Origin of the sequence: Vibrio rarus (assembly GCF_024347075.1) — a bacterium.
GTDB classification, from domain to species: domain Bacteria; phylum Pseudomonadota; class Gammaproteobacteria; order Enterobacterales; family Vibrionaceae; genus Vibrio; species Vibrio rarus.
The window spans coordinates 2,246,178-2,272,251 of the sequence record NZ_AP024900.1 but is presented as its reverse complement, the minus strand read 5'-3'; the positions used below and the strand labels follow the sequence as shown (position 1 = coordinate 2,272,251).

The 26,074-nt window shown below is 44.2% G+C and carries 19 protein-coding genes; 10 read left to right on the top strand and 9 right to left on the bottom strand.

Annotation, left to right across the window (positions count from 1 at the left end):
* Nucleotides 1-8: 8 nt before the first annotated feature.
* The 5 genes from folK to sfsA all read right to left on the bottom strand — a co-directional run bounded on the left by folK (nt 9) and on the right by sfsA (nt 4,203).
* The gene (gene folK, locus OCU56_RS10280) at nt 9-491 is read right to left on the bottom strand and encodes a 2-amino-4-hydroxy-6-hydroxymethyldihydropteridine diphosphokinase (RefSeq protein WP_261873140.1); all 483 of its coding nucleotides are present in this window, start codon (nt 489-491) and stop codon (nt 9-11) included.
* A complete protein-coding gene (gene pcnB, locus OCU56_RS10275; protein ID WP_261873139.1) occupies nt 488-1,840 on the bottom strand; it encodes a polynucleotide adenylyltransferase PcnB in 1,353 nt (450 codons plus the stop codon). Before pcnB ends, folK begins: the two co-directional genes overlap by 4 nt.
* 105 nt (nt 1,841-1,945) lie before the next feature.
* Entirely contained in the window at nt 1,946-2,833 is an 888-nt protein-coding gene (gene gluQRS / locus OCU56_RS10270) for a tRNA glutamyl-Q(34) synthetase GluQRS (RefSeq protein ID WP_261873138.1), read from the bottom strand.
* A gap of 65 nt (nt 2,834-2,898) precedes the next feature.
* Nucleotides 2,899-3,345 (bottom strand): RNA polymerase-binding protein DksA, encoded by a 447-nt coding sequence (gene dksA / locus OCU56_RS10265; RefSeq protein ID WP_261873137.1) that lies wholly within the window; start codon nt 3,343-3,345, stop codon nt 2,899-2,901.
* A gap of 141 nt (nt 3,346-3,486) precedes the next feature.
* Entirely contained in the window at nt 3,487-4,203 is a 717-nt protein-coding gene (gene sfsA / locus OCU56_RS10260; RefSeq protein WP_261874810.1) for a DNA/RNA nuclease SfsA, read from the bottom strand.
* A 57-nt stretch (nt 4,204-4,260) separates the two neighbouring features.
* On the opposite strand from sfsA, the gene hrpB reads away from it, so the two are divergent.
* The 10 genes from hrpB (at nt 4,261) to OCU56_RS10210 (ending at nt 20,997) form a co-directional block, all read left to right on the top strand.
* Entirely contained in the window at nt 4,261-6,735 is a 2,475-nt protein-coding gene (gene hrpB, locus OCU56_RS10255) for an ATP-dependent helicase HrpB (protein ID WP_261873136.1), read from the top strand.
* 18 nt (nt 6,736-6,753) lie between these two features.
* Entirely contained in the window at nt 6,754-9,126 is a 2,373-nt protein-coding gene (mrcB, locus tag OCU56_RS10250) for a penicillin-binding protein 1B (RefSeq protein ID WP_261873135.1), read from the top strand.
* A 70-nt stretch (nt 9,127-9,196) separates the two neighbouring features.
* Nucleotides 9,197-11,503: a patatin-like phospholipase family protein gene (locus OCU56_RS10245; RefSeq protein ID WP_390904837.1), complete on the top strand. Its 2,307-nt coding sequence runs from the start codon at nt 9,197-9,199 to the stop codon at nt 11,501-11,503.
* A gap of 263 nt (nt 11,504-11,766) precedes the next feature.
* A complete protein-coding gene (gene acnB, locus OCU56_RS10240; protein ID WP_261874809.1) occupies nt 11,767-14,355 on the top strand; it encodes a bifunctional aconitate hydratase 2/2-methylisocitrate dehydratase in 2,589 nt (862 codons plus the stop codon).
* A gap of 320 nt (nt 14,356-14,675) precedes the next feature.
* A complete protein-coding gene (locus OCU56_RS10235; RefSeq protein ID WP_261873133.1) occupies nt 14,676-15,044 on the top strand; it encodes a YacL family protein in 369 nt (122 codons plus the stop codon).
* 206 nt (nt 15,045-15,250) lie between these two features.
* Complete coding sequence (glnK, locus tag OCU56_RS10230; protein ID WP_261873132.1) at nt 15,251-15,589, top strand: P-II family nitrogen regulator; 339 nt, start codon at nt 15,251-15,253, stop codon at nt 15,587-15,589.
* A 24-nt stretch (nt 15,590-15,613) separates the two neighbouring features.
* Nucleotides 15,614-16,846, top strand: coding sequence for an ammonium transporter (locus OCU56_RS10225; protein ID WP_261873131.1), 1,233 nt, complete (start codon nt 15,614-15,616; stop codon nt 16,844-16,846).
* A 391-nt stretch (nt 16,847-17,237) separates the two neighbouring features.
* Nucleotides 17,238-18,251, top strand: coding sequence for a Fe(3+) ABC transporter substrate-binding protein (locus OCU56_RS10220; RefSeq protein ID WP_261873130.1), 1,014 nt, complete (start codon nt 17,238-17,240; stop codon nt 18,249-18,251).
* A gap of 80 nt (nt 18,252-18,331) precedes the next feature.
* Nucleotides 18,332-19,957 carry an ABC transporter permease gene (locus OCU56_RS10215; protein ID WP_261873129.1) on the top strand — a complete coding sequence of 542 codons (1,626 nt, stop codon included), beginning with the start codon at nt 18,332-18,334 and terminating at the stop codon, nt 19,955-19,957.
* Nucleotides 19,957-20,997, top strand: coding sequence for an ABC transporter ATP-binding protein (locus OCU56_RS10210; protein WP_261873128.1), 1,041 nt, complete (start codon nt 19,957-19,959; stop codon nt 20,995-20,997). The genes OCU56_RS10215 and OCU56_RS10210 overlap by 1 nt, the downstream gene beginning before the upstream one ends.
* A 16-nt stretch (nt 20,998-21,013) precedes the next feature.
* Here the strand turns inward: OCU56_RS10210 and OCU56_RS10205 are convergent, their stop codons facing one another.
* The 4 genes from OCU56_RS10205 to OCU56_RS10190 all read right to left on the bottom strand — a co-directional run bounded on the left by OCU56_RS10205 (nt 21,014) and on the right by OCU56_RS10190 (nt 26,074).
* Entirely contained in the window at nt 21,014-22,900 is a 1,887-nt protein-coding gene (locus OCU56_RS10205) for a beta-N-acetylhexosaminidase (protein ID WP_261873127.1), read from the bottom strand.
* A 131-nt stretch (nt 22,901-23,031) separates the two neighbouring features.
* Nucleotides 23,032-24,027, bottom strand: a complete 996-nt coding sequence (locus OCU56_RS10200; RefSeq protein ID WP_261873126.1) for an ABC transporter ATP-binding protein — start codon at nt 24,025-24,027, stop codon at nt 23,032-23,034.
* Nucleotides 24,024-25,043, bottom strand: coding sequence for an ABC transporter ATP-binding protein (locus tag OCU56_RS10195; protein ID WP_261873125.1), 1,020 nt, complete (start codon nt 25,041-25,043; stop codon nt 24,024-24,026). The genes OCU56_RS10200 and OCU56_RS10195 overlap by 4 nt, the downstream gene beginning before the upstream one ends.
* Nucleotides 25,040-26,074, bottom strand: a complete 1,035-nt coding sequence (locus OCU56_RS10190; RefSeq protein ID WP_261873124.1) for an ABC transporter permease — start codon at nt 26,072-26,074, stop codon at nt 25,040-25,042. The genes OCU56_RS10195 and OCU56_RS10190 overlap by 4 nt, the downstream gene beginning before the upstream one ends.

Sequence of the window (26,074 nt, the reverse complement as noted above, 5' to 3'; positions counted from 1 at the left end):
GTTGGGTGTTAGCCCCACACTTGTAAGCCGTTTCGGTCTACGGACTTGATTAACTCAGTCAGTGCACTTCCGTCTGGAAGTATTAAGTTTGGTTCAATTTCTAGCAGAGGGTAGAGGACAAACTCTCTTACCTTCATGCCATAATGAGGGACGATTAATCGCGGTAGATTGATGGTTTCATCAGCGTAAAGAAGGATATCAAGGTCGAGAGTTCTAGGACCCCACCGTTCATCTTTACGTACACGCCCCTGTTCATTCTCTATTTTTTGCGTCTGATCTAACAACTCAAGAGGAAGCAGTGTCGTGGCTATTTTTACCACCGCATTAATGTAATCGGGTTGGTTTTGTGGCCCCATAGGTGTACTGCTATACAGTGATGAGGCTGATAATACTTGGCTATTAGGTAGCTTTTGTAAGCTTTTTATTGCCAGTTTTGTTTGGGCAACAGGATCGCCTAAATTGCTACCAACGGCTATATATACGGTTTTCATGAATTGGTTTTCTTTGGTTTCTTCTTCGCAGGGCGGCGACGGCGACCGTTAGCTGATTTTTTAGGAGAGTTACCAAGGTCATTCACCATAGCTTGACGCATGTTGCGACCTGAATGCTGGAAAGTATGCCACCATTGAGCCAATTTCAGAGTTTCCCCTTGCTCCGCTTGGCCGCGCATTTCTAAGAAATCAAAGCCCGCACGGAATTTATTTAATTCCAATAGACGGAAAGCTCGTTTTCCTGAGCGTCGCTCTAAACGAGACTGCAATTGCCAAATTTCACGGATAGTTGCAGTATGGCGGCGTGGAATGGCCGTGCTACGAACTTGTTCGTCAAGAATGTGATTACCTGCAGTCATCATGGCATCATAATGACTCATATCTTGCTCGGCCATTAAACGCTTAGCGTACTCTTCTACAGGGTACCAAAGCATAGCTGCAAACATAAATGCAGGGTTAATGCGCTTACCTTCTTTAATTCTTTGATCGGTAGATTCAAGAACCAAATCAATCATCTGCTCGGCTTTAGAATCTTCTTCTTCAGTAAATAGCGCAGCAACCGGTGGGAATAAGTGTTCAAATAAACCAAATTCACGCAGTAAATCGTAGGTATCTAAACCGTGCCCAGATTGCAGCAGTTTCAGAGACTCTTCATATAATCTTGCGGATGGAATACCTTGCAATAAGGGGGCGAGGTAATTAATGGGATCGGCGGTTTCAAAGCTGATATCCATGTCCAGTTTTGAGGCAAAGCGAATAGCACGAAGCATACGCACTGGGTCTTCGCGATAACGAACTTCGGCATCGCCAATCAGTCGTACCATACCTTCGTTGAGATCACGCATACCGTTGGCATAATCGTGAATAGAGTAATCTGCAATGTTGTAGTACATAGCATTAATGGTGAAATCACGACGTTCGGCATCTTCGTTAATGCTGCCGTATACGTTATCACGCAGTAGCATACCCTCATCAGATTGCACCGATGTTTGCTTTTCTGCTTGTTGGTGGTGGCCTCTAAATGTCGCCACCTCAATGATGTCACGTCCAAAAATAATATGCGCTAATCTAAAACGTCGTCCAATTAAACGGCAGTTGCGAAACAACAGTTTAATTTGTTCTGGCGTTGCGTTAGTTGCGATATCGAAATCTTTAGGTGATTTTTCAAGAAGAAGATCTCGAACCCCGCCACCTACTAAATACGCATCGTATCCAGCATTTTGCAATCGATATAATACCTTGAGTGCATTATCACTAATATGCTCTCGTGAGATATTGTGTTGGTCTCTTGGGTAGATAGTTAAGTCTACTTTGCCAACGGAGTTATGGTTATCGCAATCAGATGTCATCGAGTTAGTCGGTTTCTTGTTTTATGGGAACGAGAGAGCAATGCTTGGCATGCTCCCCATAAGGCTTCGATTTGAAATTACGCTCAAATCCGCGCATATAATAGCCTAGCTGACTCGATTTGAGAACAAGGTTGTGACTTGAGTCTCTTTTGTTAGCTGAGCTAAGTGCCATTGATTGACTCCCCAGGCGAGAATTTGCTCAATTGACGCAGATTCCAGCTCTTTTTCCAGTGTAAAACCTAAAAAGCGCATCGCCTCAATTAAGGTGGGGATAGGGTTCTCTAAGCTAATGCCGCTAGCGTGATTTTGTTTGGATAACTTAGCACCTGTTGCGGTAACCGCTAGAGGTAGGTGTAGGTAACTCACCGGCTTAGCCCCGAGTAAATGATATAGGCTAATTTGCCGGCCTGTGGGCTCGATAAGGTCGGCACCACGCACCACTTCAGTGACCCCTTGTTCAATATCATCAATGACGACAGCAAGGTTATAGGCAAATAATCCATCACGGCGTTTAATAATAAAGTCTTCTTCTGCAATGGCTTGCGGAAGAGCAATATGGCCGTGTTTGAGATCGAAAAACTCAGTAATAGGGGTATCTATTTTAATACGAACAGAGCACCCACTTGAGTTCAGCTGTTTACTACGACAGTGCCCACGGTAGTAACCACCGTCTTGTTTAATTTGTTTACGGGTACATTGGCAATAGTAGGCTTTTTGCTGTGATAACCAATCATTAATTTGTTGTTGATACAGATGGTGTCGCAGGCTTTGATACACTACCTCGCCATCCCAATGCAGGTGATAGCGCTCTAGTGTTTGCAAAATTAGAGTGGCTGCGCCGGGCATTTCTCTTGGTGGGTCAAGGTCTTCCATACGTACAAGCCAGCGGCCATGTTGAGATTTGGCTTGGAAATAGCTACCTAAAGCGGCGACTAGCGAACCAAAATGCAACGGGCCAGAAGGGGAAGGGGCAAATCGTCCAGTGTAATGCATACCAATACTTATTAATGAAAAAGGGAGCCTAGGCTCCCTTAGTTTAAACTATTGCTTTGTTGGCGCTAGCCTTGCATTTGTTTTTCTTTTAGCTCGGCTAGAGTTTTGCAATCAATGCAAAGATCAGCTGTAGGGCGAGCTTCAAGACGACGAATGCCAATCTCAACACCACAAGAATCGCAGAAGCCAAATTCATCTTCTTCGATTTTGTTTAGCGTTTTCTCGATCTTCTTGATCAAGCGGCGCTCACGGTCGCGGTTACGCAACTCCAAGCTAAACTCTTCTTCCTGTGACGCACGGTCTACAGGATCGGGGAAGTTAGCTGCTTCGTCTTGCATGTGTACAACTGTACGTTCTACATCTTCGCGCAATTGGTCGCGCCAAGCGCCTAAAATTTTTGTAAAGTGAGCCGTCTGTTCTGGTGACATGTACTCTTCACCAGCTTGTTCTTTGTACGGCTCAACACCTGCTATGGCTAGAATGCCTAGCGTTTTTTTCTTAGATTCTGGCATACCGCATCTCCTAGTAACCTTATTAAACCAGCAAGGGCCTAATTTTAAGGCGGGTATCTATAGCAAAAACATTTAGCCTTAGCAATAAAGTCTTTTCGATACAGAGTTAACTCTATCTATAACTGTGAACAGTTCGTCATTTTAAAGCATATGAAACGGCAACTTGTGCGACATTTTTATGCAGTTAACGGATAAATTGGCTTTGTAACAAATTACTTCAACGCCGGCGTTTTGGGCTTGTTTAAGTAAAGTGGAATAACGCCCATCTATATGGAGTGCCGGAGACACCTTTTCAATGCCTGAATGCAAAACAATGAATAAAAGTACGGCTCTTTGTCCAGATTTTGTTACCTCGATCAACTCTCGTAGATGTTTTTGACCTCGAGTGGTAACAGAATCAGGAAATTGACCTAACCCTTCATTATTTTCATCAAGTAGTGTCACACTCTTAACTTCAACGTAGCAATCTACTTTGTTGTGAGAACGTAGCAGTATATCAATACGACTGTTTTCAGCACCGTACTTTTGTTCTGTGGTTAATTCATCATAACCTGATAGCTCTTGTATTACCCCTTGCTCTATTCCCTCTACAGCTAAAGTGTTTGCGCGTAAGGTATTCACACAAATTCTATGCCCTTGCGCGGTCTCTGTGATTTCCCAGCTATTTGGGTATTTACGTTTTGGGTTATCAGAGGTGGAATACCACACAGTGCTATCCGGCACTGCGCAACCTGTCATCGCCCCAGTATTGGCACAATGAATGGTGATTTGTGAACCGTCGTCTAAAGCAAGATCCGCTAAGAAACGTTTATAGCGCTTGAGTAAGGTGCCTTTTTGCAGGTTAGGATAAAATTCCATTTCTAAATCATTTGGGTAGAATTGAGTTAAGTTCACATCATGGCATAGGCCAATACCTTGACTCAAGCTCTATCCAATTTGCCCATTCACGCTATCTTAGATGATATTGTCACTTCTTTAGTGCAGTACCCTCAGCTCATCATTCAAGCGCCTCCAGGGGCAGGCAAGTCCACTTATTTGCCATTGCAATTACTGCTAAATCCTAACTGGAATGGCAAAATCATCATGCTTGAACCAAGACGCTTGGCGGCCAAAAGCATCGCCAGTTATATTGCTTCGCAGTTAAATGAACCTGTGGGTCAACGAGTAGGGTATCGGATTCGAGGCGAGAGCCGAACGTGCGCGACAACGCGATTAGAAATTGTGACTGAAGGGGTACTTACGCGCATGATCCAAGGGGATCCTGAGCTTAATGGTGTTGACATGCTGCTGTTTGATGAATTTCATGAACGAAGCATTCATGCAGATCTTGGGTTAGCGCTGGCATTAGAAGTGCAGCAGGTATTTAATGAGCAACTGACGATCGTTGTGATGTCGGCCACCCTTGATCAAACCGGTTTACAGCTATTGCTTCCTGATGCCGTTGTGCATACCTCTAAGGGACGAGGCTACCCTATTGAGCAACGGTACGCCCCATTGCAAGCGAATCAAAACCTTATCGCACATATTTGTCAGCAGACCATTAAAGCGCTCAATGATGAATCGGGGTCAATCTTGCTCTTTTTGCCAAGTGTCGGCCTAATTAATGCTTGCTGTGACTCATTAACCACACAGTTGTCATCCCTTGCAAACGTCAGTGTGTTGCCACTGCATGGAGGCTTGGATTTTTCAGCTCAGCAGCGCGCTATTCAACCTTGTAGTGACCAACAAAGGAAGATAGTCGTCACCACCAATATTGCTGAGACCTCATTAACCATTGAAGGGGTGAGAATTGTTATCGACAGTGGGTTGGAAAATCGAGCGAGCTTTGACTTAAACAGTGGTGTGACACGTTTAGAGCAGCGCTGGATATCTCAGTCATCTGCAGTGCAACGGGCCGGTCGTGCGGGCCGAACAGAGGCAGGGGTATGTATTCGACTCTATTCTGAATCGCAATTTAAACAAAACCCGCAACATACAACACCTGAGATTATGCGTAGCGATCTATGCAGTTTAATTCTTGAGGCTGTGCAGTGGGGCAGTGCGGATCTTGAGGGGATGCAGTGGGTAGACCAACCTCCAGCTTCTGCGGTACAAGCGGCTTGCACTCTTTTGCAGAGCTTAACCTTGCTTACTTCTGACTTAACCCTGACTCAGCAAGGGAAGCGCGCTCTACAATTGGGCGTAGAACCGCGCCTTGCCGCTATGCTCGCACGAGCACCATCGTCTATGTTTCATACCGCATTAGCCACGGCTGTTGTGTTAGAAGAACCCATGAGAAATAGCGATGATATTAGTTTGCAAGTGAGTCTTTTACTAGATAGAAAACACCCAAAACAGAAGGTATTAAAGCGTAGAGCCGATAATTTGGCCAATCGAATTGGGCAAAAATTCACTCTTACGTCGGTGAAAAATAGCGATATAGGGGTCTGTTTAAGTTTTGCGTTTCCGGATCGTATCGGTTTGCGCCGTGCCATCAACAGCTCTCAATATCAACTGGCTTCAGGTCATGGTGCGTTTGTGGATGAGAGTAGCCCTTTATGCGCTAACGAGTTTTTAGTGGTGGCCCACTTGCAAAAAGGCCGTCAATCTTCAAGTCGAGTGTTGGCCGCAGCCAAGGTCACTCTTGCTGAGCTAGAGCAGTATCATACCTTGCAACAAAAGCAGGTATTGCAGTGGAATGAGCATAAGCAGGGACTGTTAGCCGAGCATCAACGCTGCCTTGGGCAACTGATTATTCAGCGAAAATCCATACCTTCAGCAGAGCTCGCCAGCGATGCATTAGCTCAAGGCATGTTGGATTACGTGGCGAAAAAAGGCTTAACGGTTTTACCTTGGAGCAAGGAGTCTATGGCATTACTCAATAGAGTGAACTGCGCTAAGCAATGGCTACCTGAAATGCCTTGGCCCGATTGGAGTGATAGCGTTTTGTTGGACACTATGTCAACTTGGTTATTACCCTACTTAGAGGGAATTCGCTCGGTAAAAGGGCTGCAGAGCCTCAATATGCTCAACATCCTTAATGCTGCTTTGGCTTGGCCGTTGAATCAGCACATAGATACCTTGTTACCTAAGGGTATAAAGGTGCCGTCAGGTTCAATGAAAATGCTGCATTACAGCGTAGGTCAGCCACCAAGGTTAGCGGTGAAATTACAAGAAATGTTTGGTGAACCGCAATCGCCAACGGTGGCAGAAGGAAGAGTGAAAATTACGCTTGAGTTGCTTTCACCGGCGCAGCGCCCTTTACAGGTGACTCAAGATTTGGCCGGTTTTTGGAGCGGCGCATACAAAGAAGTGCAAAAAGAGATGAAGGGACGGTACCCTAAACATCCTTGGCCTGATGATCCTGCATCCCATCAAGCCACGAGCAAAACCAAACGTCATTTAAAATAATAGCCATGGAATTATAGCGTGCCAGAGAAACGGACACCGGAAAAGCGTCGTCAAACCAAGAAGCCACAAGCAAAAAAAACGCCCGCAAAAAAATCTGCGGCGGGTAAGCGACGGACAAAGAAAGCCCCTTCAAAGTCATGGGGACGAAGAATTTTCAGCATCAGCTGGAAGCTAGCTGTGGCTGGAATCGCCGTGCTCGCTTTTATCATGATTTATCTCAACACCATAGTGGAACGTCGTTTTGATGGGCAATTATTTGATTTGCCTACCGTGGTGTATGCGCGCATATTGAACTTGGCTCCGGGGACGGAACTGACCCATTCACAAATGTTAAAAGAGTTGGATGTTCTCAATTATCGCAAGGTAAGAAACCCTCAGTTCCCTGGGGAGTATTCGTCATCAAGCAGTAAAATAGAGTTGATTAGACGTCCATTTGATTTTCAAGATGGGCCAGAAACTGAACGCCATGTCATGTTGAACTTTAACAGCAATAGCGTGACAAAAATTGCCTCCTTAGACAAAGGCGGTGAGCTCGGATTTTTGCGTTTAGAACCTAAAATGCTGGGTATGCTTGAGAAAGATGTAACAGAGCAGCGACTGTTTGTTAAACGCCAAGATTATCCTGAATTTTTAGTGGACGCACTACTGACAACCGAAGACCGCGATTTTTATCACCACGATGGGGTATCACCAACGGCCATTGCCCGTGCTTTTATTGTGAACTTAAAAGCAGGGAGAGCGGTGCAAGGGGGAAGTACTCTTACTCAGCAGTTGAGTAAAAATTTATTTTTAACGCGTGAAAAAACACTGTGGCGTAAGGTTCGTGAAGCTCTGATCGCCATCATTATTGATCATCGCTATAGCAAAGATCGTATTCTTGAAGCGTATTTAAATGAAGTGTACCTAGGTCAAAGTGCCGGACAAGCGATCCACGGTTTTGGTCTAGCAGCACGCTTTTATTTTGGTCAACCAATTCAAGAGCTTAGGGTTGATCAGTTGGCCATGTTAGTAGGGCTAGTTAAGGGGCCGTCTTACTATAACCCAGTGCGTAATCCACAGCGAGCTAAGCATCGTCGCGATTTGATCCTTAAACTGCTGTTTGAACAAGGGACATTAGATTCGGATCAATACCAACAGGCCATTAGCCGTGAATTGGATCTGCAAAAAGTGCCTCGTATTGCGAGTCGACAACCCGCCTATTTTCAGCAATTAAAAAATGAGTTAAACCGCAATGTAGGTGATGATTTTGAACAACATGCCGGACTGAGATTATTCACCACACTAGATCCTGTTTCGCAGAGTGAATTAGAAAAAGCGGTGACAGCAACACTGCCTCGATTGGAAAAAGGAAAAGCCAAAAACTTGCAAGCGGCTGCGATTGCCGTTGATCGACAAACGGGTGAAATTCGCGCCATGGTGGGGGGCAGAAGAACGGGCTATGATGGATTTAATCGTGTGTTAAATGCGTCACGGCAAATCGGTTCGTTGGTGAAGCCTGCGGTGTATTTGGATGCCTTAATGCAACCCAATAAATACCAATTGGCGAGCACCTTAGTGGATGAACCTATCTCCTTAAAAGGCAACAAAGGAAGCACCTGGACTCCGCGTAACTATGATCGGAAGTTTTTGGGCAATATTCCTCTTTATCACTCGTTAGCTCACTCTAGAAATGTACCTACGGTGCAGTTAGGGATGACGCTAGGTATTAAAAATGTGCAGCAGGTAATTGAAAAGTTAGGTGTGGATAAAGGGGAAGTTCGTCCTCTACCTTCAATGTTTTTAGGTGCCTTTACCCTGACCCCTTATCAAGTAGCACAAATGTACCAATCATTAACCAACTCAGGGAGAAAAGTGCCGTTAAGTGCTCTGAGGGTGGTTAAAGATCAACAGGGTGAGGTGATTTATCAGTCATTCCCTAAAGCTCAACAGGTGGTGCCAGAACAAGCCGCTTGGCTCACCACTTATGCGATGAAAAAAGTCGTCACCGAAGGTACTGGACGTTATTTAAGTGCGCATTTCTCTCGTTATGCTTTAGCGGGTAAAACCGGCACCAGTAATGACGGACGTGACAGTTGGTTTGTCGGTGTTGACGGTAGAGAAGTGGTGACAGTATGGGTAGGGCGCGATGATAACACTCAAGCTTACTTAACAGGGGCGTCAGGGGCATTGCGAGTTTATGCCGACTATTTACAACAACGAGAGCCGGAAGTGCTGACTTTGCCTTGGCCACAAGGAATTAGAACCTTAGGATACCGCAAACAACAAGATGGTAGCTTAACGGTTGATTGTAATAGTAAATTTACCTTACCGGTTTGGGATGAAGATGGCCAAGCCTTGGCGGAATGTGAATCTAATGCAAAGCCTTGGTTTAAAAAAATATTACCTTGGTAGATAGGATGATGCAGGGCAAAGTGTGTTAGATTTATTAATACTCTAATAAACGGATGTATAGGTTTTTCAATTGCTTCGGAATGCATGTGCTGTCAGTCTAATTATCCTCCTCACTGTGCTGGTCGGTGTACAACCGTCTTTCGCAACAGAGGTGAATCAAGTGACCTCTAAATCCAGACCTACTATAGGGGTCGTTTTAGCCGGGGGAGGCGCAAAGGGGGCCGCGCATATTGGTGTGCTCAAAGCCCTAGAAGAAATGCGTATACCTGTTGATATTATCACAGGTACCAGCATGGGATCTTATGTTGGAGGCTTATACGCCACAGGACAAAGCGCCGATCAAATTGAAAGTTATTTGACGGCGGTAGATTGGAACTTAGGCTATCGCGATCAAGTGGATCGCTCCGATCGCCGCTTTCGTGACAAAGCGTATGAAGATAGATACCAAATCAATGCGGATTTAGGCATTGGTTGGGGAAAAATCAAAACCCCTAAAGGCGTCGTGCAAGGGCAAGGCATGTTGCGCATATTACGCGAAACGTCCCACTCTCCTTTAAAAATGGACAGCTTTGATGATTTTGCCATTCGCTATCGCGCAGTAGCGACGGATATTGTTAATTTGCAAGAAGTGGTGCTAGACAAAGGTTACCTAGTGGATGCGATGATGGCATCTATGTCAGTGCCAGGGGCATTACCTCCTTATGAATTGGATGGACGTTTATTAGTTGATGGCGGCGTGGTGAACAACATGCCGGTAGATTTGGCCCAACAAATGGGTGCAGATTATATAATTGCAGTCGATATTTCCTCTGATTATAAAACCAAAGAGGAATTATCTAGCTTTTTAGATGTGGGGGGGCAACTTTCCAATTACCTAGTTCAACGCGGCACAGTGGAACAAGGGAAGCGACTCAATGAGCAAGATGTCTTATTGTCTCCTGCTGTAGGCCAAATAGGGACGACAGATTTTAGTGCAATGCCTGAAGCCTATAAACGGGGCTATGAAGAGGCAATGAAGCATAAGCAACAACTGCAAAAATTTGCGTTATCAGAACAAGATTATGCCGCTTACCAGAACAGGAAACGGCAAAAAGCGCAAAAAATCATATTTGGCGATGATATTCCAATCACTAACATCGAAATGGTCAATCAAACGCATTTCAATCCCGATGTACTCAACACTCGCTTAGCGTTAGACCCTGAAGATGACCTGACATCTGAAGATATAGAGCACTCTATCTCACGACTGTATGCATTAGATCGATTTGAAAAAATCACTTATAAGCATAAACAAGATGACCAAGAAAATACCATTGTTATTGATGTGGATGAGAAAGACTGGGGTCCCAACTATTTGAATTTTAGGTTTTTTCTGGAAGACGATTTTACGACCACAAGTCAGTACAGCTTAGGGGCATCAGCTAACTTCACTGACCTTGGTTGGGATGGTGGTGAAATGAGAACCAGTTTAGAGTTGGGAACGGATAAGTTACTGGCGGCCGATATTTATACGCCTTTTTTCTCCAATCAATTGTTATTTAATACTCTAAAGTTCAGCTATTCCGACGAAAGCCGCAATGTACCAGTGGCAAGCATTCAAGGTAATGAAATCAATGATTTGTCGGATGTCTCCAATTACATACCGATTTCATACTCAGAGTTTGTTGCGGATGCCAGTGTCGGTTTGCAACCCGCGCTATGGAGTCATATTTCCCTTGGGCTTCGCTATACCAGTGGTAGAGCGTCGTTATCTACCTTCTCTTCCGGTGGTGATATCTCATACGATCGTAAAGGTATCTATGTACAATACGTCGTCGATACCTTAGATAGTGCGAGTTTACCTACCAAAGGTAGTTACTTATCCATGGAGTATTTGACCTCTTTTGATGAAGTGGATGAAAAAAAATCTACTTATAAAGAAGAAAGGGTGGATGAATACAAAGTGCGTTGGCTTTCAGCGTTCACTTTTTGGCAAAAACATACCTTTGTAGCAAATGCCGAACTGGGACTGTTTGATTCAGAAAATAATGTGGCGCCTATTGATCCCTATGATCTTGGTGGCTTTCAGCATTTGTCAGGTATCCCGCGTAATAGCTTAATTGGCCAAAACAAAGCATTTACTATGTTGATATATCGCTACCGATGGTTTGAAAATGACTTTGGTATGTTCCAGTCACCGATTTACGTTGGATTATCAGCAGAGTATGGTGGAGTATGGTCAGGAGCGGATCGTAGCCTTGATGATGTGCCGTTATTTGTTGCAGGCTCAGCTTATATAGGTATCGATTCTCCAATCGGGCCGGTGTTATTGGGCTATGGACAGACTGAAAACGGTATGGGAGCCGCTTATCTTTCCATTGGTACTGCGTTTAAATAATAAACCCATAGAATCAACTGATCTTTAACTAAGTTGGTATTTTGTTTACATTTTTATTACCTTTTGTTCTAAGTTGCTATGTCGGTCAAATGGTGAGATTTTAATTTATAGCCAGTTTTGCTATTCTCGATACACCATTTTAGACCTTGTTCACAGCACGGCTTTTGTTTTGCTGAAACATAATGACAATTTTAGGACAAGGTGTCGGATCAAAGGATGTCTGTGGTGATCCCATCATAGACCACAACCAGAGGAATGAAGTTGTGCTTGAAGCTTATCGCAAACACGTAGTTGAGCGTGCTGAACAGGGAGTGGTTCCAAAACCACTAGATGCAGAACAAGTAGCAGCACTTGTTGAATTATTAAAGACCCCACCTCAAGGTGAAGAAAGTTTCATCTTAGATCTTCTAGAAAATCGTATTCCTCCAGGCGTTGATGAAGCCGCTTATGTAAAAGCAGGCTTCTTAACCGCTATTACTAAAGGTGAAGTTGAATCCCCATTAGTGAGTAAACAAAAAGCAGTTGAACTACTAGGTACCATGCAAGGTGGTTATAATATTGAGCCTCTTGTAAGCCTTTTAGACGATGTTGAACTGGCTCCTATTGCAACCAAAATGCTCTCCCATACCTTGCTCATGTTTGATGCTTTCTACGACGTAGAAGAAAAAGCCAAAGCAGGTAATGAATTTGCCAAACAAGTTATTCAGTCTTGGGCTGATGCAAAGTGGTTTACGACTAAAGAAAAAGTCGCTGAAAAAATCACGGTAAAAGTATTTAAAGTTACCGGTGAAACCAACACCGATGACCTATCACCTGCACCAGATGCTTGGTCTCGCCCTGATATTCCTGTACACGCCAAAGCCATGCTCAAGATGGAGCGTGAAGGGATTAATCCTGATGAACAAGGCAGCGTAGGACCTATTCGTCAAATTGAAGAACTGCAAAAAGAGGGCATTCCACTGGCTTATGTGGGGGATGTCGTAGGAACGGGTTCTTCTCGTAAGTCAGCAACCAACTCAGTACTTTGGTTTATGGGGGATGACATTCCAAATGTACCTAATAAACGTACCGGTGGTATCTGTTTAGGGGGCAAGATTGCTCCAATCTTCTATAACACTATGGAAGATTCTGGTGCTTTGCCTATCGAGTTAGATGTGCAAGACATGAACATGGGAGATGTGATTGATATCTACCCTTACGAAGGTGTTGTACGCAAGAATGGTCAACCGATCTCTACCTTTGAACTTAGTAAGGTCTTGCTTGATGAGGTGCGTGCTGGTGGCCGCATTCCTCTAATCATTGGTCGTGGTTTAACTGGCCGAGCTCGAGAGTCACTCGGTTTAGCCGAAACGGATCTATTTGCTAAACCGATAGATCCATCAGCGTCAGATAAAGGCTATACCCTAGCGCAGAAAATGGTAGGTAAGGCATGTGGCGTAGAAGGTGTGCGCGCAGGGCAATATTGCGAGCCTAAGATGACAACCGTCGGTTCACAAGATACAACCGGCCCAATGACTCGTGATGAACTGAAAGACCTTGCGTGTTTAGGCTTCTCTGCGGATCTTGTAATGCAGTCTTTCTGTCATACATCGGCTTACCCAAAACCGGTGGATGTGAATACTCATCATACATTACCGGATTTCATTATGAACCGTGGTGGGGTGTCTCTTCGCCCAGGAGACGGTGTTATCCATTCATGGTTAAACCGTATGCTATTGCCTGATACTGTGGGTACTGGTGGTGATTCACATACTCGTTTTCCTCTTGGTATCTCTTTCCCAGCAGGTTCTGGTCTTGTGGCATTTGCCGCTGCTACAGGCGTTATGCCATTGGATATGCCAGAGTCTATTTTGGTGCGCTTTAAAGGCGAAATGCAACCGGGTATTACTTTGCGTGATTTGGTGCATGCGATTCCTTACTACGGCATTAAACAAGGTTTGCTGACGGTAGAAAAAGCAGGCAAGATCAATGAGTTTTCAGGTCGAGTTCTGGAAATTGAAGGTGTAGAACACCTGAGTGTAGAGCAAGCGTTTGAATTGTCAGATGCATCTGCAGAGCGCAGCGCAGCAGGTTGTACCGTTAAGCTTTCGCAAGCATCCATTGAAGAGTATTTGAACTCTAACATTGTTATGCTGAAGTGGATGATTGCAGAAGGTTATGGAGATCGACGTACCATAGAGCGTCGTATTTCTGCGATGCAAGAGTGGCTCGACAAGCCTGAACTGATGCAAGCGGATAAAGACGCAGAGTATAAGCATGTCATTGAGATTGATCTTGCTGAAATAGATGAACCTATTTTGTGCGCACCAAATGATCCTGATGATGCACGTCCTTTATCAGAGGTGCAAGGCACTGAAATTGATGAAGTATTTATTGGCTCATGTATGACCAATATTGGGCATTTCCGTGCCGCAGGTAAATTACTCGATAAATTTACAGGGCAACTAGATACTCGACTATGGATTGCGCCACCCACTAAGATGGATCGTGATCAACTGACCGAAGAGGGCTATTACGGTATCTTTGGTCGTGCTGGAGTACGAATTGAAACCCCTGGCTGTTCTTTGTGTATGGGGAATCAGGCCCGTGTTGCAGATAAAGCCACGGTCATCTCCACATCAACACGTAACTTCCCTAACCGTCTAGGTACTGGAGCAAACGTCTATTTGGCTTCAGCGGAACTGGCCTCTGTAGGTGCTATCTTAGGGCGAATCCCCACTAAAGAAGAGTACCTTAAGTATTCCTCACAAATTGATGCAACAGCGGCCGATACCTATCGTTACCTGAACTTCCATCGAATGAGCGAGTACACGGAAAAAGCGGATACGGTTATTTTCCAAGAACCTGCATAAATGTAATATGCACTATAAAACCGCTGTTTATCAGCGGTTTTTTTATGTCTTCTTTCACCTCGTCACTAGGCTTGCTGATGGGTTCCTATCGTAGCAAGTCACTGATCAGCCAAGCGGGTTTCAACACCTGAGTGCAAGGGGTTTTTCCTGCGCTATTTCTTATGATTGATTTACAGTGATTGGCTATTACTACTATGGGGATTCTACGGTAGAATCGCCTCAATATTTGATACAGAAGCTATTTTTCCTGCGCTATTTCTGATCACTTACTTAGTGTGATTAGTATGAGTCACGGATATAAGTTGCGATAGAGGTGAGTCATGGAGTTTGAGTTTAAACGAGCATTTGGTGTGTATTCCATTCAATGTAGCATGGGGCATGAGATTGTAGGTCGTTGGCTACAAGAAGAAATTGGCCGTGATACAGAAAAACTACAACAGGTTTTTGAACTGATTAATAACGCGCAAACTAGCAGCACTCAATTGTTGACGCTTCCCGGTGTTGAAATTAGCCTCGCAATTGAAATGGGAGAAGTGACAGTACAAGAAAACGTGTTACAGCAACAGCAAGATCAAGAATTTGAGCCGGATATGGACTTTTACAATAGTGAAAGTTCGGCGGTGTGTGGCTTAGAAGATTTTTCAATACTCATTCATCAATGGCAACGCTTTCTTACTACTGGACGCTAGTCTCTAGCTTATATGCACAAAATTGTGACATCAGTTAACATTTTGTGCACTTTTGGTGAGCGTGGCGCACCGCACTGGTGCACTCTATGGTCCCTTCTTTTTTCTTATCGATAAAACTTCTTTTAATTCAATACCTTAAAAACTTGGCACGCCCTTTGTATATATAAAAGCGTTGATGAAATTATTATGTATGCAGAGGGAAAGCGATGAAACTTATCAATGCAATTATTAAACCCTTCAAATTGGACGATGTCCGTGAAGCTCTATCCGATGTAGGGATTGAAGGTATGACCGTTTCTGAAGTCAAAGGATTTGGCCGCCAGAAAGGACACACAGAGCTATACCGCGGGGCAGAGTACCAAGTGGATTTCCTACCTAAGGTTAAACTGGAAATAGCCACACAGGCTGAGAACGTAGACCGTGTAGTAGAGGCCGTCACTAAGGCCGCTCACACAGGTAAAATTGGTGATGGCAAAATTTTTGTTTATGACCTATCTCAGGCTGTGCGTATTCGTACAGGCGAAATGGATACAGAAGCCCTTTAAGAATAACGGATAAGAGAATTTATTATGGAACTTTCAGCTACAGTAACGGAACTACGTTACGCACTAGATACCTTTTTCTTCTTAATTTCAGGCGCCTTAGTCATGTGGATGGCGGCCGGATTTGCCATGCTAGAAGCCGGTCTTGTGCGTTCTAAAAACACGACAGAAATTTTAACTAAAAACTTCGTGCTATACGCCATTGCTTGTACCGTATTCTTGCTGGTGGGTTATAACATCATGTATCTAGGTAACAGCGAAGGCGGATGGCTACCATCATTTGGTGGCTTAATAGGAAGCCAAGCAACCGGTGCTGACCACTCTTTAGAGTCTGATTTCTTTTTCCAAGTTGTGTTTGTTGCAACGTCAATGTCTGTAGTATCAGGTGCGGTTGCGGAACGTATGAAACTTTGGTCCTTCCTTGTGTTTTCAGTGATATTAACTGGCTTGATCTATCCAATAGAAGGGTACTGGACATGGGGTGGTGGTTTCCTATCAGCTGCAGGTTTTAGTGACTTTGCAGGTTCTGGTATCGTCCACCTAGCGGGCGCAGCCGCAGCACTTGCTGGTGTTATCTTACTTGGTGCTCGTAAAGGCAAATACGGTAAGAATGGTACAGTAAACCCGATTCCAGGCTCAAACATGCCATTAGCTACTTTAGGTACCTTTATCTTGTGGTTCGGTTGGTTCGGTTTCAACGGTGGTTCTCAGTTGATGATATCTGACTTTGAAAATGCCACTGCGGTTGGTCAAATCTTCCTAAACACCAATGCTGCCGCTGCCGCTGGTGCCATTACTGCTCTACTAGTATGTAAGACGACTTGGGGTAAAGCAGACCTAACTATGATTCTTAACGGTGCTTTGGCTGGCCTAGTGGCTATCACGGCAGATCCTCTATCACCATCACCACTGGCTGCAGTCGGTGTCGGTGCTGTAGCGGGTGTTATCGTTGTCTTTAGTATCATCGCTTTTGATAAAATTAAAATTGATGATCCAGTTGGTGCTCTTTCTGTACATGGCGTGTGTGGCTTCTTTGGTTTGATGGTAGTGCCTCTAAGCAATGCAGATGCCACATTTGGTGCTCAGCTTCTTGGTGCTGCAGTTATCTTTGCTTGGGTATTTGGTGCCAGCCTCCTAGTTTGGAGCATCATTAAAGCGACAATGGGTATTCGTGTTACAGAAGAAGAAGAGATTGAAGGCATGGATATGCATGACTGTGGTGTAGGGGCATACCCAGAGTTTATGACAGCTAAAAAATAGTAATTATCCTCCCAATAATGAATTGTTCACTAAAGGATCTGCTTGATGCAGGTCCTTTTTTATCTTTGATAGACGAACAATGAGATCTGTAAAGGGATGTTATACCGATCACACTAAGTAAGTAATCAGAAATAGCGCAGGGAAAATGCTCGAAAACAAGGCGGAATTTTGCGATAAGTCGTTATTCTACAATCAAAAATTATAACGCAGTTATCGAGTATTTTAACAAGCTAGAATGACCCGTTATTTCGTAAAAGGGGTATGACATAAGACGAGCATCACAAAACTGTTACAAAAGTTATATTAAATCAGCTATTGGTTGTTTCTTATCATTGTTTTTATATAATAATCGAATTGATAACTATTATCACTTTTACTTAAGGAAACTGTAATGAAAAAAATACTTGTGCTGACTGCTGCGATTAGCGGTGTATTTGCACCAATAGCATCAGCTGCAGAAGAGGTTAATGTTTACTCGTATCGCCAACCATTTTTGGTTGAACCTATGTTTGACGAATTTACTAAGCAAACGGGCATTACGGTTAACGTTAAATTTTCAAAGACAGGTCTTGCAGAAAAGCTGGTCCAAGAGGGGGAATATAGCCCTGCTGATGTGGTATTGACGACCGACATTAGTCGCTTGGTGGAGTTAAGCACTAAAAAGGTTGTGCAACCAGTACAAGACAAAACCATTAATGACAATGTTCCTGCTCAATACCGTGATAGTGAAGGTGAGTGGTTTGCTCTAACACTGCGTGCACGTAATGTGTACTCATCTCGTGATCGTGTTGGTAAGTTAGCTTCTGATTTTGATTACAAAGACCTAACTAAACCTGAGTACAAAGGAAAGATTTGTACGCGCAGTGGCAAACATCCTTACAATGTTTCTCTTGTCGCTTCTATGGTTGCTCACTATGGTGAAGCTGAAGCGAAAACATGGCTAGAAGGTGTCAAAGCAAACCTTGCTCGTAAACCACAAGGCAATGATCGCGCACAAGTTAAGGCCATTAAAGAAGGCTTATGTGATATTGCTCTGGGTAACAGTTACTACCTAGGTAAAATGGTCAACGACCCTAAACAAACCGCTTGGGCTGAATCTGTTTACATTAACTTCCCTGGGCAAGAAACCACCGGTACTCATGTCAATGTGAGTGGTATGGCTATGGCTAAACATTCACCTAACCATGCAAATGCACTAAAACTGATGCAGTTTTTGACCGGTGAAAAAGCCCAGCAAATGTATGCTGAAGTTAACTATGAGTACCCAGTAAAAGAAGGGGTTAAGCGTTCTGAGCTTGTTGCCTCATGGGGTGATTTTAAAGCAGACACACTTCCTTTAGAAAAAATTGCTGAAAATCACGCAGTTGCAGTGAAACTACTTGATGAAACGAAATTTGACCTGTAATACACTGCTATGGGACAAATCCCTATAAATTATAAGGTTTAATGTTAAGGCGTCTTTAAGGCGCCTTTTCAAGTTATTAAATGAAAGAGAATTATCCAGTATTTCGAGTCAGTAGCACCCTTTTAGCGCTGTTACTCGTATTACCTATCTTAGCAATTTTTTACACGAGCATCGGTGGCGATAATGCGCTATTTTCCCACCTAATCGATACCGTGTTGCCTACCTATATCTCTAATACTGTGTGGTTGGTATTAGGGGTGATGTTACTCTCTTTGTTGATAGGTATCCCCAGTGCGTGGTTGATGGCCATGTGTCACTTGCCTTCAGAACGTATATTACAGTGGGCTATGGTGCTGCCTTTAGCTATGCCAGGTTATATCGTAGGCTATGTTTTTACCGATTGGTTTGATTTTGCCGGTCCCTTACAAATATTACTGCGTGACTTAACCGGCTGGGGGGCAGGTGAATATTGGTTTCCTGATATGCGCACCTTAGGGGGGGCAATTTGGGTCTTGTCTTTGGTTCTTTATCCTTATATTTATCTATTGTGCCGAGCTGCATTTATGGAGCAAAGCGTCAGTATTTTACAATCAGCTAGACTCCTTAAGTGCTCCCCTTGGCAAAGCTTCTGGCGTATTTCTCTGCCTATTGTTCGCCCTTCTGTTGCGGTGGGTTTATCTTTAGTCGCAATGGAGGCGATAGGTGATTTTGGTACAGTAAGCTATTTTGCGGTGAATACATTAACTACTGCGGTATTTGATACTTGGCTTGGCTACTCTAATTTAGGCGCCGCGGCTAAGATCTCAGCGGTCATGTTGTTAGTGATCATTTTGCTCATCAGCGCGGAGCGTTACAGTCGCCGTAAGAAAAAAATGTTTCAGAACCAATTTAATAGCCATGAGAACTTTCGTTATCAGTTGCATGGTTGGAAAAAATGGGCAGCGGTGACTTGGTGTTGGTCCATTGTTGCTGTGGCTTTTATTTTCCCATTGTTACAATTATGCCATTACGCTTACGACTATTTTTCAGAAAGCTGGACCAGTCAGTTTTATCAATATGCTGCCAACAGTGTGCAAGTGTCAGTACTCGCCGCTTTGATTGCGTTATTGATTGCCATCGTACTGAATTTTTATAATCGTTTGTCTGCCACGACCAGTAGTAGTGTGTTCGTGCGTATTGCCTCTATGGGCTATGCGGTACCGGGGACGGTGCTTGCCATTGGCGTTATGGTGCCGGTGCTGACAGCAGATCATGCAGTGAATGATATTGCTAAAGCAATGGATTGGGGCAGGCCCGGCCTTATTTTCTCCGGCTCTATGTTTGCCATTGTGTTTGCCTTTGTGGTGCGTTTTTCTGCAGTGGCAATCGGCACTATTGAAAGTAGCATGAATAAGGTTTCCCCTTCGTTAGATATGGCTGCGCGCACTATGGGGTGTAATAGCTCGAAAATGTTGCAGCGCGTGCACATCCCCCTAATTAAGCGAGGGGCGCTTATTGCCTTTTTATTAGTATTTATAGAGTCGATGAAAGAGCTCAATGCCGCGTTGTTATTGAGGCCGTTCAATTTTGAAACCTTAGCTACCTATGTTTATAACTTTGCCTCTGACGAACAACTGGAAATTGCCGCTATGCCAGCGGTATTGCTGGTGCTCGTTGGGTTAATCCCTTTAATTATTGTTAACCGTTCTTTGGAGCAATCACACTAATGAGCCGTACTTTAGCCATTAAAGACCTAACCTGCCAGTATGAGGATCTGACTGTGTTAGAGTCCTTGTCATTAACCGTTAAACAGGGCGAAATAGTCTGCCTGCTTGGGGCGAGTGGTTGCGGTAAAACCACCTTACTTAAGGCGATTTCAGGTTTGCTTCCTTTAGCGAAAGGGCACATTGAACTGAACGGAACTGTGATTGATGATGGTGAATATTGGTTGCCACCGGAGCAACGAAATATAGGGATGATCTTCCAAGACTACGCGCTATTTCCGCATCTTACTGTGGCGGAGAATATTAGTTTTGGTATTCAACACCTAGATAAATACGCGCAAAAAGAACGCGTAGCAGAAATGCTGACTATGGTGCATTTGCAAAACTTAGGGGATCGCTACCCTCATCAGTTGTCTGGTGGGCAGCAGCAACGAGTCGCAATCGCTCGCTCTTTAGCTTATAAGCCCGACCTGTTGCTACTCGATGAGCCATTTTCTAATATAGATACTCAAGTGCGCCATCAATTGATCTCTCAGATCCGAGCCATCTTTAAGCAAGCCGGAGTTACCGCTATTTTTGTTACTCACAGTAGGGAAGAGGCGTTTGCTTTTTCTGACAAAATGGCAGTAATGAATAAAGGCGTTATCGAGCAATTTGGGACTGCCAGCGAGTTGTATCATAATCCTTCGAGCCGTTTTGTCGCGAACTTTTTAGGAGGCGGAAGTTACTTACCGGGATTAAAAGTTGAATTGGATCGTTATCAGACTTGTTTAGGCATTGTCAGTGTCGCGCCTAAGAATCAGCACGGAGGTAGGGGAGAGCATGGTGAATTGGTAGATATTTTCTTTAGACCACAACACCTGCAACTCTTTGCCAACCCCAAAGGCTTAACAGAGGTGTTAGAGCGGCAATTTATGGGGGACCACTTTCGTTATGTTATTGATGTTGAGGGACATAAATTAATTTCGAGTTCTCTTGAGCAGTTAGAAATTGGTAGCCGAGTTGATGTTATCTTGATAGCAACTCAGCAGTTAGCGTTTTAAATAGATAACCTTGGCCTTAGTGCCAAGGATTACGGTAAGTCATGCCACGACGATCCAGTCGTTGTAAGTCAGTTTTTAATCGTGATAAAAAGTCTGTCCACTCTTTATCGTCGGCTTGAGTCCAACAGACTTCGGCAATAGCCTGCAATCGTGGGTGTACCATATATTGCAGTTTTTGCTCATTATCGATTAATTCGCACCATAACCCAGCTTGAATTCCCCACACCTTTTTATGAATAGGGTCTGTAGGGGGGATATCTTGTAAAGGCTGATAGTGATATGCGTGTTTTAAAGGGGTGATGTTTGCCCAATAGAATCCCGGCTCTGTTTCATCGAACTCTTGAGCCATATCGAGATAAGTATATTGACCGGGTTGCAATACTACATCAAAGCCTTGACGAGCACAGTCGATAGCAGCCTGCTCACTTTGCCATGAATAAATCACGGTTTGTTGGCTCACTTTTCCGCCATGTTGCGCTTCTTCCCAGCCGAGCATACGTTTACCTAAGCTATGCAGTTTATTCTCAACATAGCGTAGCAAGTGCCCTTGCAGATCTTTTTCGTCAGCATAATGATGCTTTTTCATTAGAGCTTGGCAACGGGGGCTTTTTGTCCAAACCCCTTCAGGAACTTCATCTGCGCCAATATGAACATAAGGGGCAGGAAATAACGTCGCCACTTGTTCAAGAACGTGATCTAAAAACTGATAAGTGCCTGCCAGTGCTGGGGATAACACGTTGTCATTATAGTGCTGAACACTGCGATAAACAGAGTGGTCATCACTGTCTAAAAGAAGTTGTGGCAGAGACTTAATCGCCGCGCGACAGTGTCCTGGAATATCAATTTCAGGGATTACGGTAATGCCACGACGCTGAGCGTAGTTCACCACATCTGTAATTTGTTGTTGGGTATAAAAGCCACCGTATTTCGATTGAATGTGTCTAAATTGAGCTGTTAGGGGAAGATCAATTGCCCGCCAGGCACCAATGTCGGTGAGCTCAGGAAGGCCTTTAATTTCGATTCGCCAGCCTTCATCATCGGTAAGATGCCAGTGAAAATGGTTGTATTTGTATCTGGCAAGTTGCTCTATGATGAGTTTAACTTGCTCAATTTGATGAAAGTGTCGAGCGCAATCTAGCATCATCCCACGGTAGTCATAGGCAGGACTATCGGAGATCTCCACGCAGGGTGCGCTGTTATTGTCGTTAATGAGTTGCAGTAATGTCGCTACGCCGTGGCTAAACCCTTGCTTGCTATTGGCATAAATAGAGATCTTGTCGGTTGAAATATCCAGTTGATAAGCCTGAGCTTTAAGTGTGTCGCATTGCTTAAAGTGTATTCGATCTTCCATTTGACTGAGATTTAAATGCAACGTTTGCTGTGCCTCACATAACCATAGCGCCGCATCTTTTGCCATCTCCGTCGTTATCGCTAGGCTTTCCCCTCGACTAAATTGAAAGTGGCCGGGCTTGACGGCAAGTTTATTAGGCTTTGGGATAATAGCGACAGTCGCCGCCTTTACTGGTGCTATTGTGGGTGACTTAGTCGTAGGTTGCATCAACTGCAATGGCATAACCTCCACCGAATATTCATCCTCCGAGCTCACCACAAAGGCTTCTAGTATGCCATCGCATTGCAGTTGCAACGGTGGCGTTAGCATTTCAAACTCAGTGGTCATCGTATCAGCAGGTTTAAGGTTAGGAAGGCGGGTTACTGTGCAAAAGCTACCCACTTGTGAACAAGATCCTAACGTGAAGCTTTGGCTCTCTAAAAAGCGTGTAATGGAGAAGTGCAGTTTCCAGTCATTGAGAGTCACAGCGGATAAATTAATAATAGATAAAGAAAAACGAGTGCGCTGCTGGGTTTCGTTAACCACTTTTAGGTTAAGACGAAATAGGCTCATTGTGAGTCTCCTAGTGATTCATTTACGGTAGGTGTGCGATGAGTATGAAAACGTTAACCAATCTATTAAGGTATTAATCTGTTTAGCTAAAAGTAGCCTCCTATATAGGAGGCTATAAAGAAAGGTTACCCTTAATCTTGGTGCAAATAACAACGCACAAAATGATTTTCGGATAATTGAGTAACCTCAGGGAGCCGCTCTTTGCACTTATCTGTTGCATGTAGGCATCGACCTGCAAAAGGACATCCAAAAGATTCGGGTGTCCATAGGGGGATATCACCTTTATTGCCTTCTAGTTTGACGTGAATAGATTTTGCCGGATCGGGCACAGCAGAAATCAACAGTTGCGTATAAGGGTGTTGAGGATTGGCGATAACCTCATCAGTATCTCCCCATTCCACCATGTGCCCCACATACATCACCGCAATATCTTCTGCAATGTAACGAGCGGTTGCAATATCGTGAGTGATGTATAAAAGAGACATTTGTTTTTCAAATTTCATCTCTTGCATTAGGTTCAATACCCCAGCTCGAATAGAGACATCAAGCATTGAGGTAGGCTCATCGGCAAGGACGACCTCTGCACCTACGGCAATATTTCGCGCTAAATTAACCCGCTGACGCTGTCCTCCCGAGAGCTGATGAGGAAACTTTTCTGCGGTTTCTTTGGCGGGAATTAACCCTACTTGCTCCAGTAAATCATGCACTCGATCTTGTAGTTCTTTGTTGTTACCACGAGTGACTTTCTTATGAATAAGCAAGGGGCGCGCAATATGATGAAAGATGTTATGTGTTGGATTTAAAGAGCCAAATGGATCTTGCCATACCATCTGCACCCCTTCACGGTAGTGCATTAAATCCTTCTTCTTATTGATGGTTTGAATATCGCGTCCACGATATTCAATTTGACCATCGGTTGGCGCGTACATCTTAGCGATCATCTTGGCTGTTGTTGATTTCCCTGAACCTGACTCACCAACCACAGATAAACCACGACTTTTGTACATTTTAAATGATACGTCGTTAATGGCGCGCATCATGGGGTTTTTTAGTGCATTACTACTAACAGGAAAGTCTTTAATTAAGTTCTTACCTTCAATGAGTAATTCGCCTGTAGGTTTGCTCATGTGACTTCTCCGAACACGTCTTGTTGGTCTGAATCGACTTTTGTCTGTGTGATAGGTTCACCAAAAAGGTGACAATTTGATAAACGTTGACTTTCGATCTCTCGCAGTTGAGTGGGGACTGTTCTACACACTTCAGTAACTTGAGAGCAGCGCGCCTGAAAGCGGCACCCTTGAGGGATTTCTAGCAGATTTAACGGGTTTCCGGGAATACCAATAAGCTGTGCTTTAGGTCCGGTAAGAGAAGGAAAAGAACTGCCTAGTCCTCGCGTATAAGGGTGGTATGGGTTGGTCAAAATCTCTTTTGCTGGTGCGACCTCGATAAGTTCACCGGAGTACATGATTCCAATACGGTCTGAGAATTCAACCATTAAAGATAAGTCATGGGTGATGAATAAAATGGAGAAGCCAAACTCTTCTTTTAAGGCATGAATCTTTTGTAAAATCTCCCGTTGAACGACGACATCTAATGCGGTAGTTGGTTCGTCCATGATGATCATCTTAGGATTCAAGGCTAGGGCAATAGCAATCACTAATCGTTGACGCATCCCCCCTGAAAACTGGTGTGGATAGTCGCTTAAGCGACTTGGGTGTATATCTACAATTTCCAATAACCCTTGCGCTCTTTTAATGGCTTGCTTGCGAGTCATATTGGTGTGATGCATTATCACATCACAAAATTGTTCTTCCATTGGCAGTACAGGATTGAGTGCATTCATGGCACTTTGAAATACCATGGACATTTCGCTCCAGCGGAACGCCTGCATGCTCAAGTCACTGTATTGTAGGATGTCTTCACCATTGAAGATAACTTCACCGCCAGTGATAAATGCCGGTGGCTTATGTAGACGCATTAAGGAAAAAGCCACGGTTGATTTACCACACCCTGATTCCCCTGCCAGACCAAATACTTCACCTGGAGCAATATCAAAGCTGACGTTATTGCAGGCTCTAACGTCTCCAGCATCGGTAATGTAATCAACACAAAGATTACGAACAGAAATTAGTGGATTAATCATGATTGATTTCCTGATGTTGATAGCTGATTTGTGGCACTGTCTGCTATTGGTTTGCGGCTTTTCTTATCTTGTTGTGCCAGTTTTTTCCAACGGCGCATGCCTTTATGGGAGCGAAGTTGTGGGTTGGCAATTTCATCCACAGCAAAATTAAGCAGTGCCAGTCCTGTGACCAGTAGAGTTAGCGCTATACAAGGGGCGAGTAATTCCCACCAAGCGCCAATGAGCATGGAAGAGGAGGTTTGCACGTTATACAGCATAATGCCCCAACTGATAGTGTTAGGATCGCCCATGCCTAAGAAGGAGATCGTCGCTTCCATCATGATGGCGTACATCACCGAACCGATGAAGCTTGCACCCACAATGGAAATAAGGTTAGGCAAAATTTCTACAAAGATAATTCTTGCAGGAGACTCACCTAATACTTCGGCCGCTTTAATAAACTCTTTTTCTCGTAAGGCTAAGGTTTGTGCGCGTACCACGCGCGCCCCCCATGCCCAGGAGGTGAGGCCGATGATCAGTGCAATGGTGAACGGACCTGCCTCCCCAATAAATGCAGCAACAACAAACAGGAGTGGGTATTGGGGAATGACCAACATTATGTTCATGGCCGCAGTGAGAAAGTCATCAATTTTGCCACCAAAGTAACCGGCGGATACCCCGATAATAGTGGCAAGAAAGCACACAGTTAAACCTGCGCCAAACCCAACAGCAAGGGAAACGCGAGCCCCGTAGGCGACTTGAGCCCACACATCACGCCCCATACGGCTTGTGCCTAAAACATGCTCAGCATCTTTAGACATTCTTAGAGTGCGGCTATCTGTGGCTAGGTGAGTGGCTACCCATCCATCAGGGTTGGATTGAGCCGCTTTCACTAATGCTGCCGGGTATTCGTGAGGCTTACCGGTGCGTTTGTCTGGTGCATGTTGCGTGATTAGAGGGGCGGCCAGTGCAATAAACAAAAAGGTACTTAAAATTGCCACACCAATCATTGCAATCGTATTGCCACGAATAAGCTTAAAAATATCGTTCAT

Coding starts and splice junctions, on each gene's coding strand:
- folK (WP_261873140.1), bottom strand. CDS start 491: ATGAAAACCGTATATATAGCCGTTGGTAGCAATTTAGGCGATCCTGTT.
- pcnB (WP_261873139.1), bottom strand. CDS start 1,840: ATGACATCTGATTGCGATAACCATAACTCCGTTGGCAAAGTAGACTTA.
- gluQRS (WP_261873138.1), bottom strand. CDS start 2,833: ATGCATTACACTGGACGATTTGCCCCTTCCCCTTCTGGCCCGTTGCAT.
- dksA (WP_261873137.1), bottom strand. CDS start 3,345: ATGCCAGAATCTAAGAAAAAAACGCTAGGCATTCTAGCCATAGCAGGT.
- sfsA (WP_261874810.1), bottom strand. CDS start 4,203: ATGGAATTTTATCCTAACCTGCAAAAAGGCACCTTACTCAAGCGCTAT.
- OCU56_RS10235 (WP_261873133.1), top strand. CDS start 14,676: ATGGAGTTTGAGTTTAAACGAGCATTTGGTGTGTATTCCATTCAATGT.
- glnK (WP_261873132.1), top strand. CDS start 15,251: ATGAAACTTATCAATGCAATTATTAAACCCTTCAAATTGGACGATGTC.
- OCU56_RS10225 (WP_261873131.1), top strand. CDS start 15,614: ATGGAACTTTCAGCTACAGTAACGGAACTACGTTACGCACTAGATACC.
- OCU56_RS10220 (WP_261873130.1), top strand. CDS start 17,238: ATGAAAAAAATACTTGTGCTGACTGCTGCGATTAGCGGTGTATTTGCA.
- OCU56_RS10215 (WP_261873129.1), top strand. CDS start 18,332: ATGAAAGAGAATTATCCAGTATTTCGAGTCAGTAGCACCCTTTTAGCG.
- OCU56_RS10210 (WP_261873128.1), top strand. CDS start 19,957: ATGAGCCGTACTTTAGCCATTAAAGACCTAACCTGCCAGTATGAGGAT.
- OCU56_RS10205 (WP_261873127.1), bottom strand. CDS start 22,900: ATGAGCCTATTTCGTCTTAACCTAAAAGTGGTTAACGAAACCCAGCAG.
- OCU56_RS10200 (WP_261873126.1), bottom strand. CDS start 24,027: ATGAGCAAACCTACAGGCGAATTACTCATTGAAGGTAAGAACTTAATT.
- OCU56_RS10195 (WP_261873125.1), bottom strand. CDS start 25,043: ATGATTAATCCACTAATTTCTGTTCGTAATCTTTGTGTTGATTACATT.
- OCU56_RS10190 (WP_261873124.1), bottom strand. CDS start 26,074: ATGAACGATATTTTTAAGCTTATTCGTGGCAATACGATTGCAATGATT.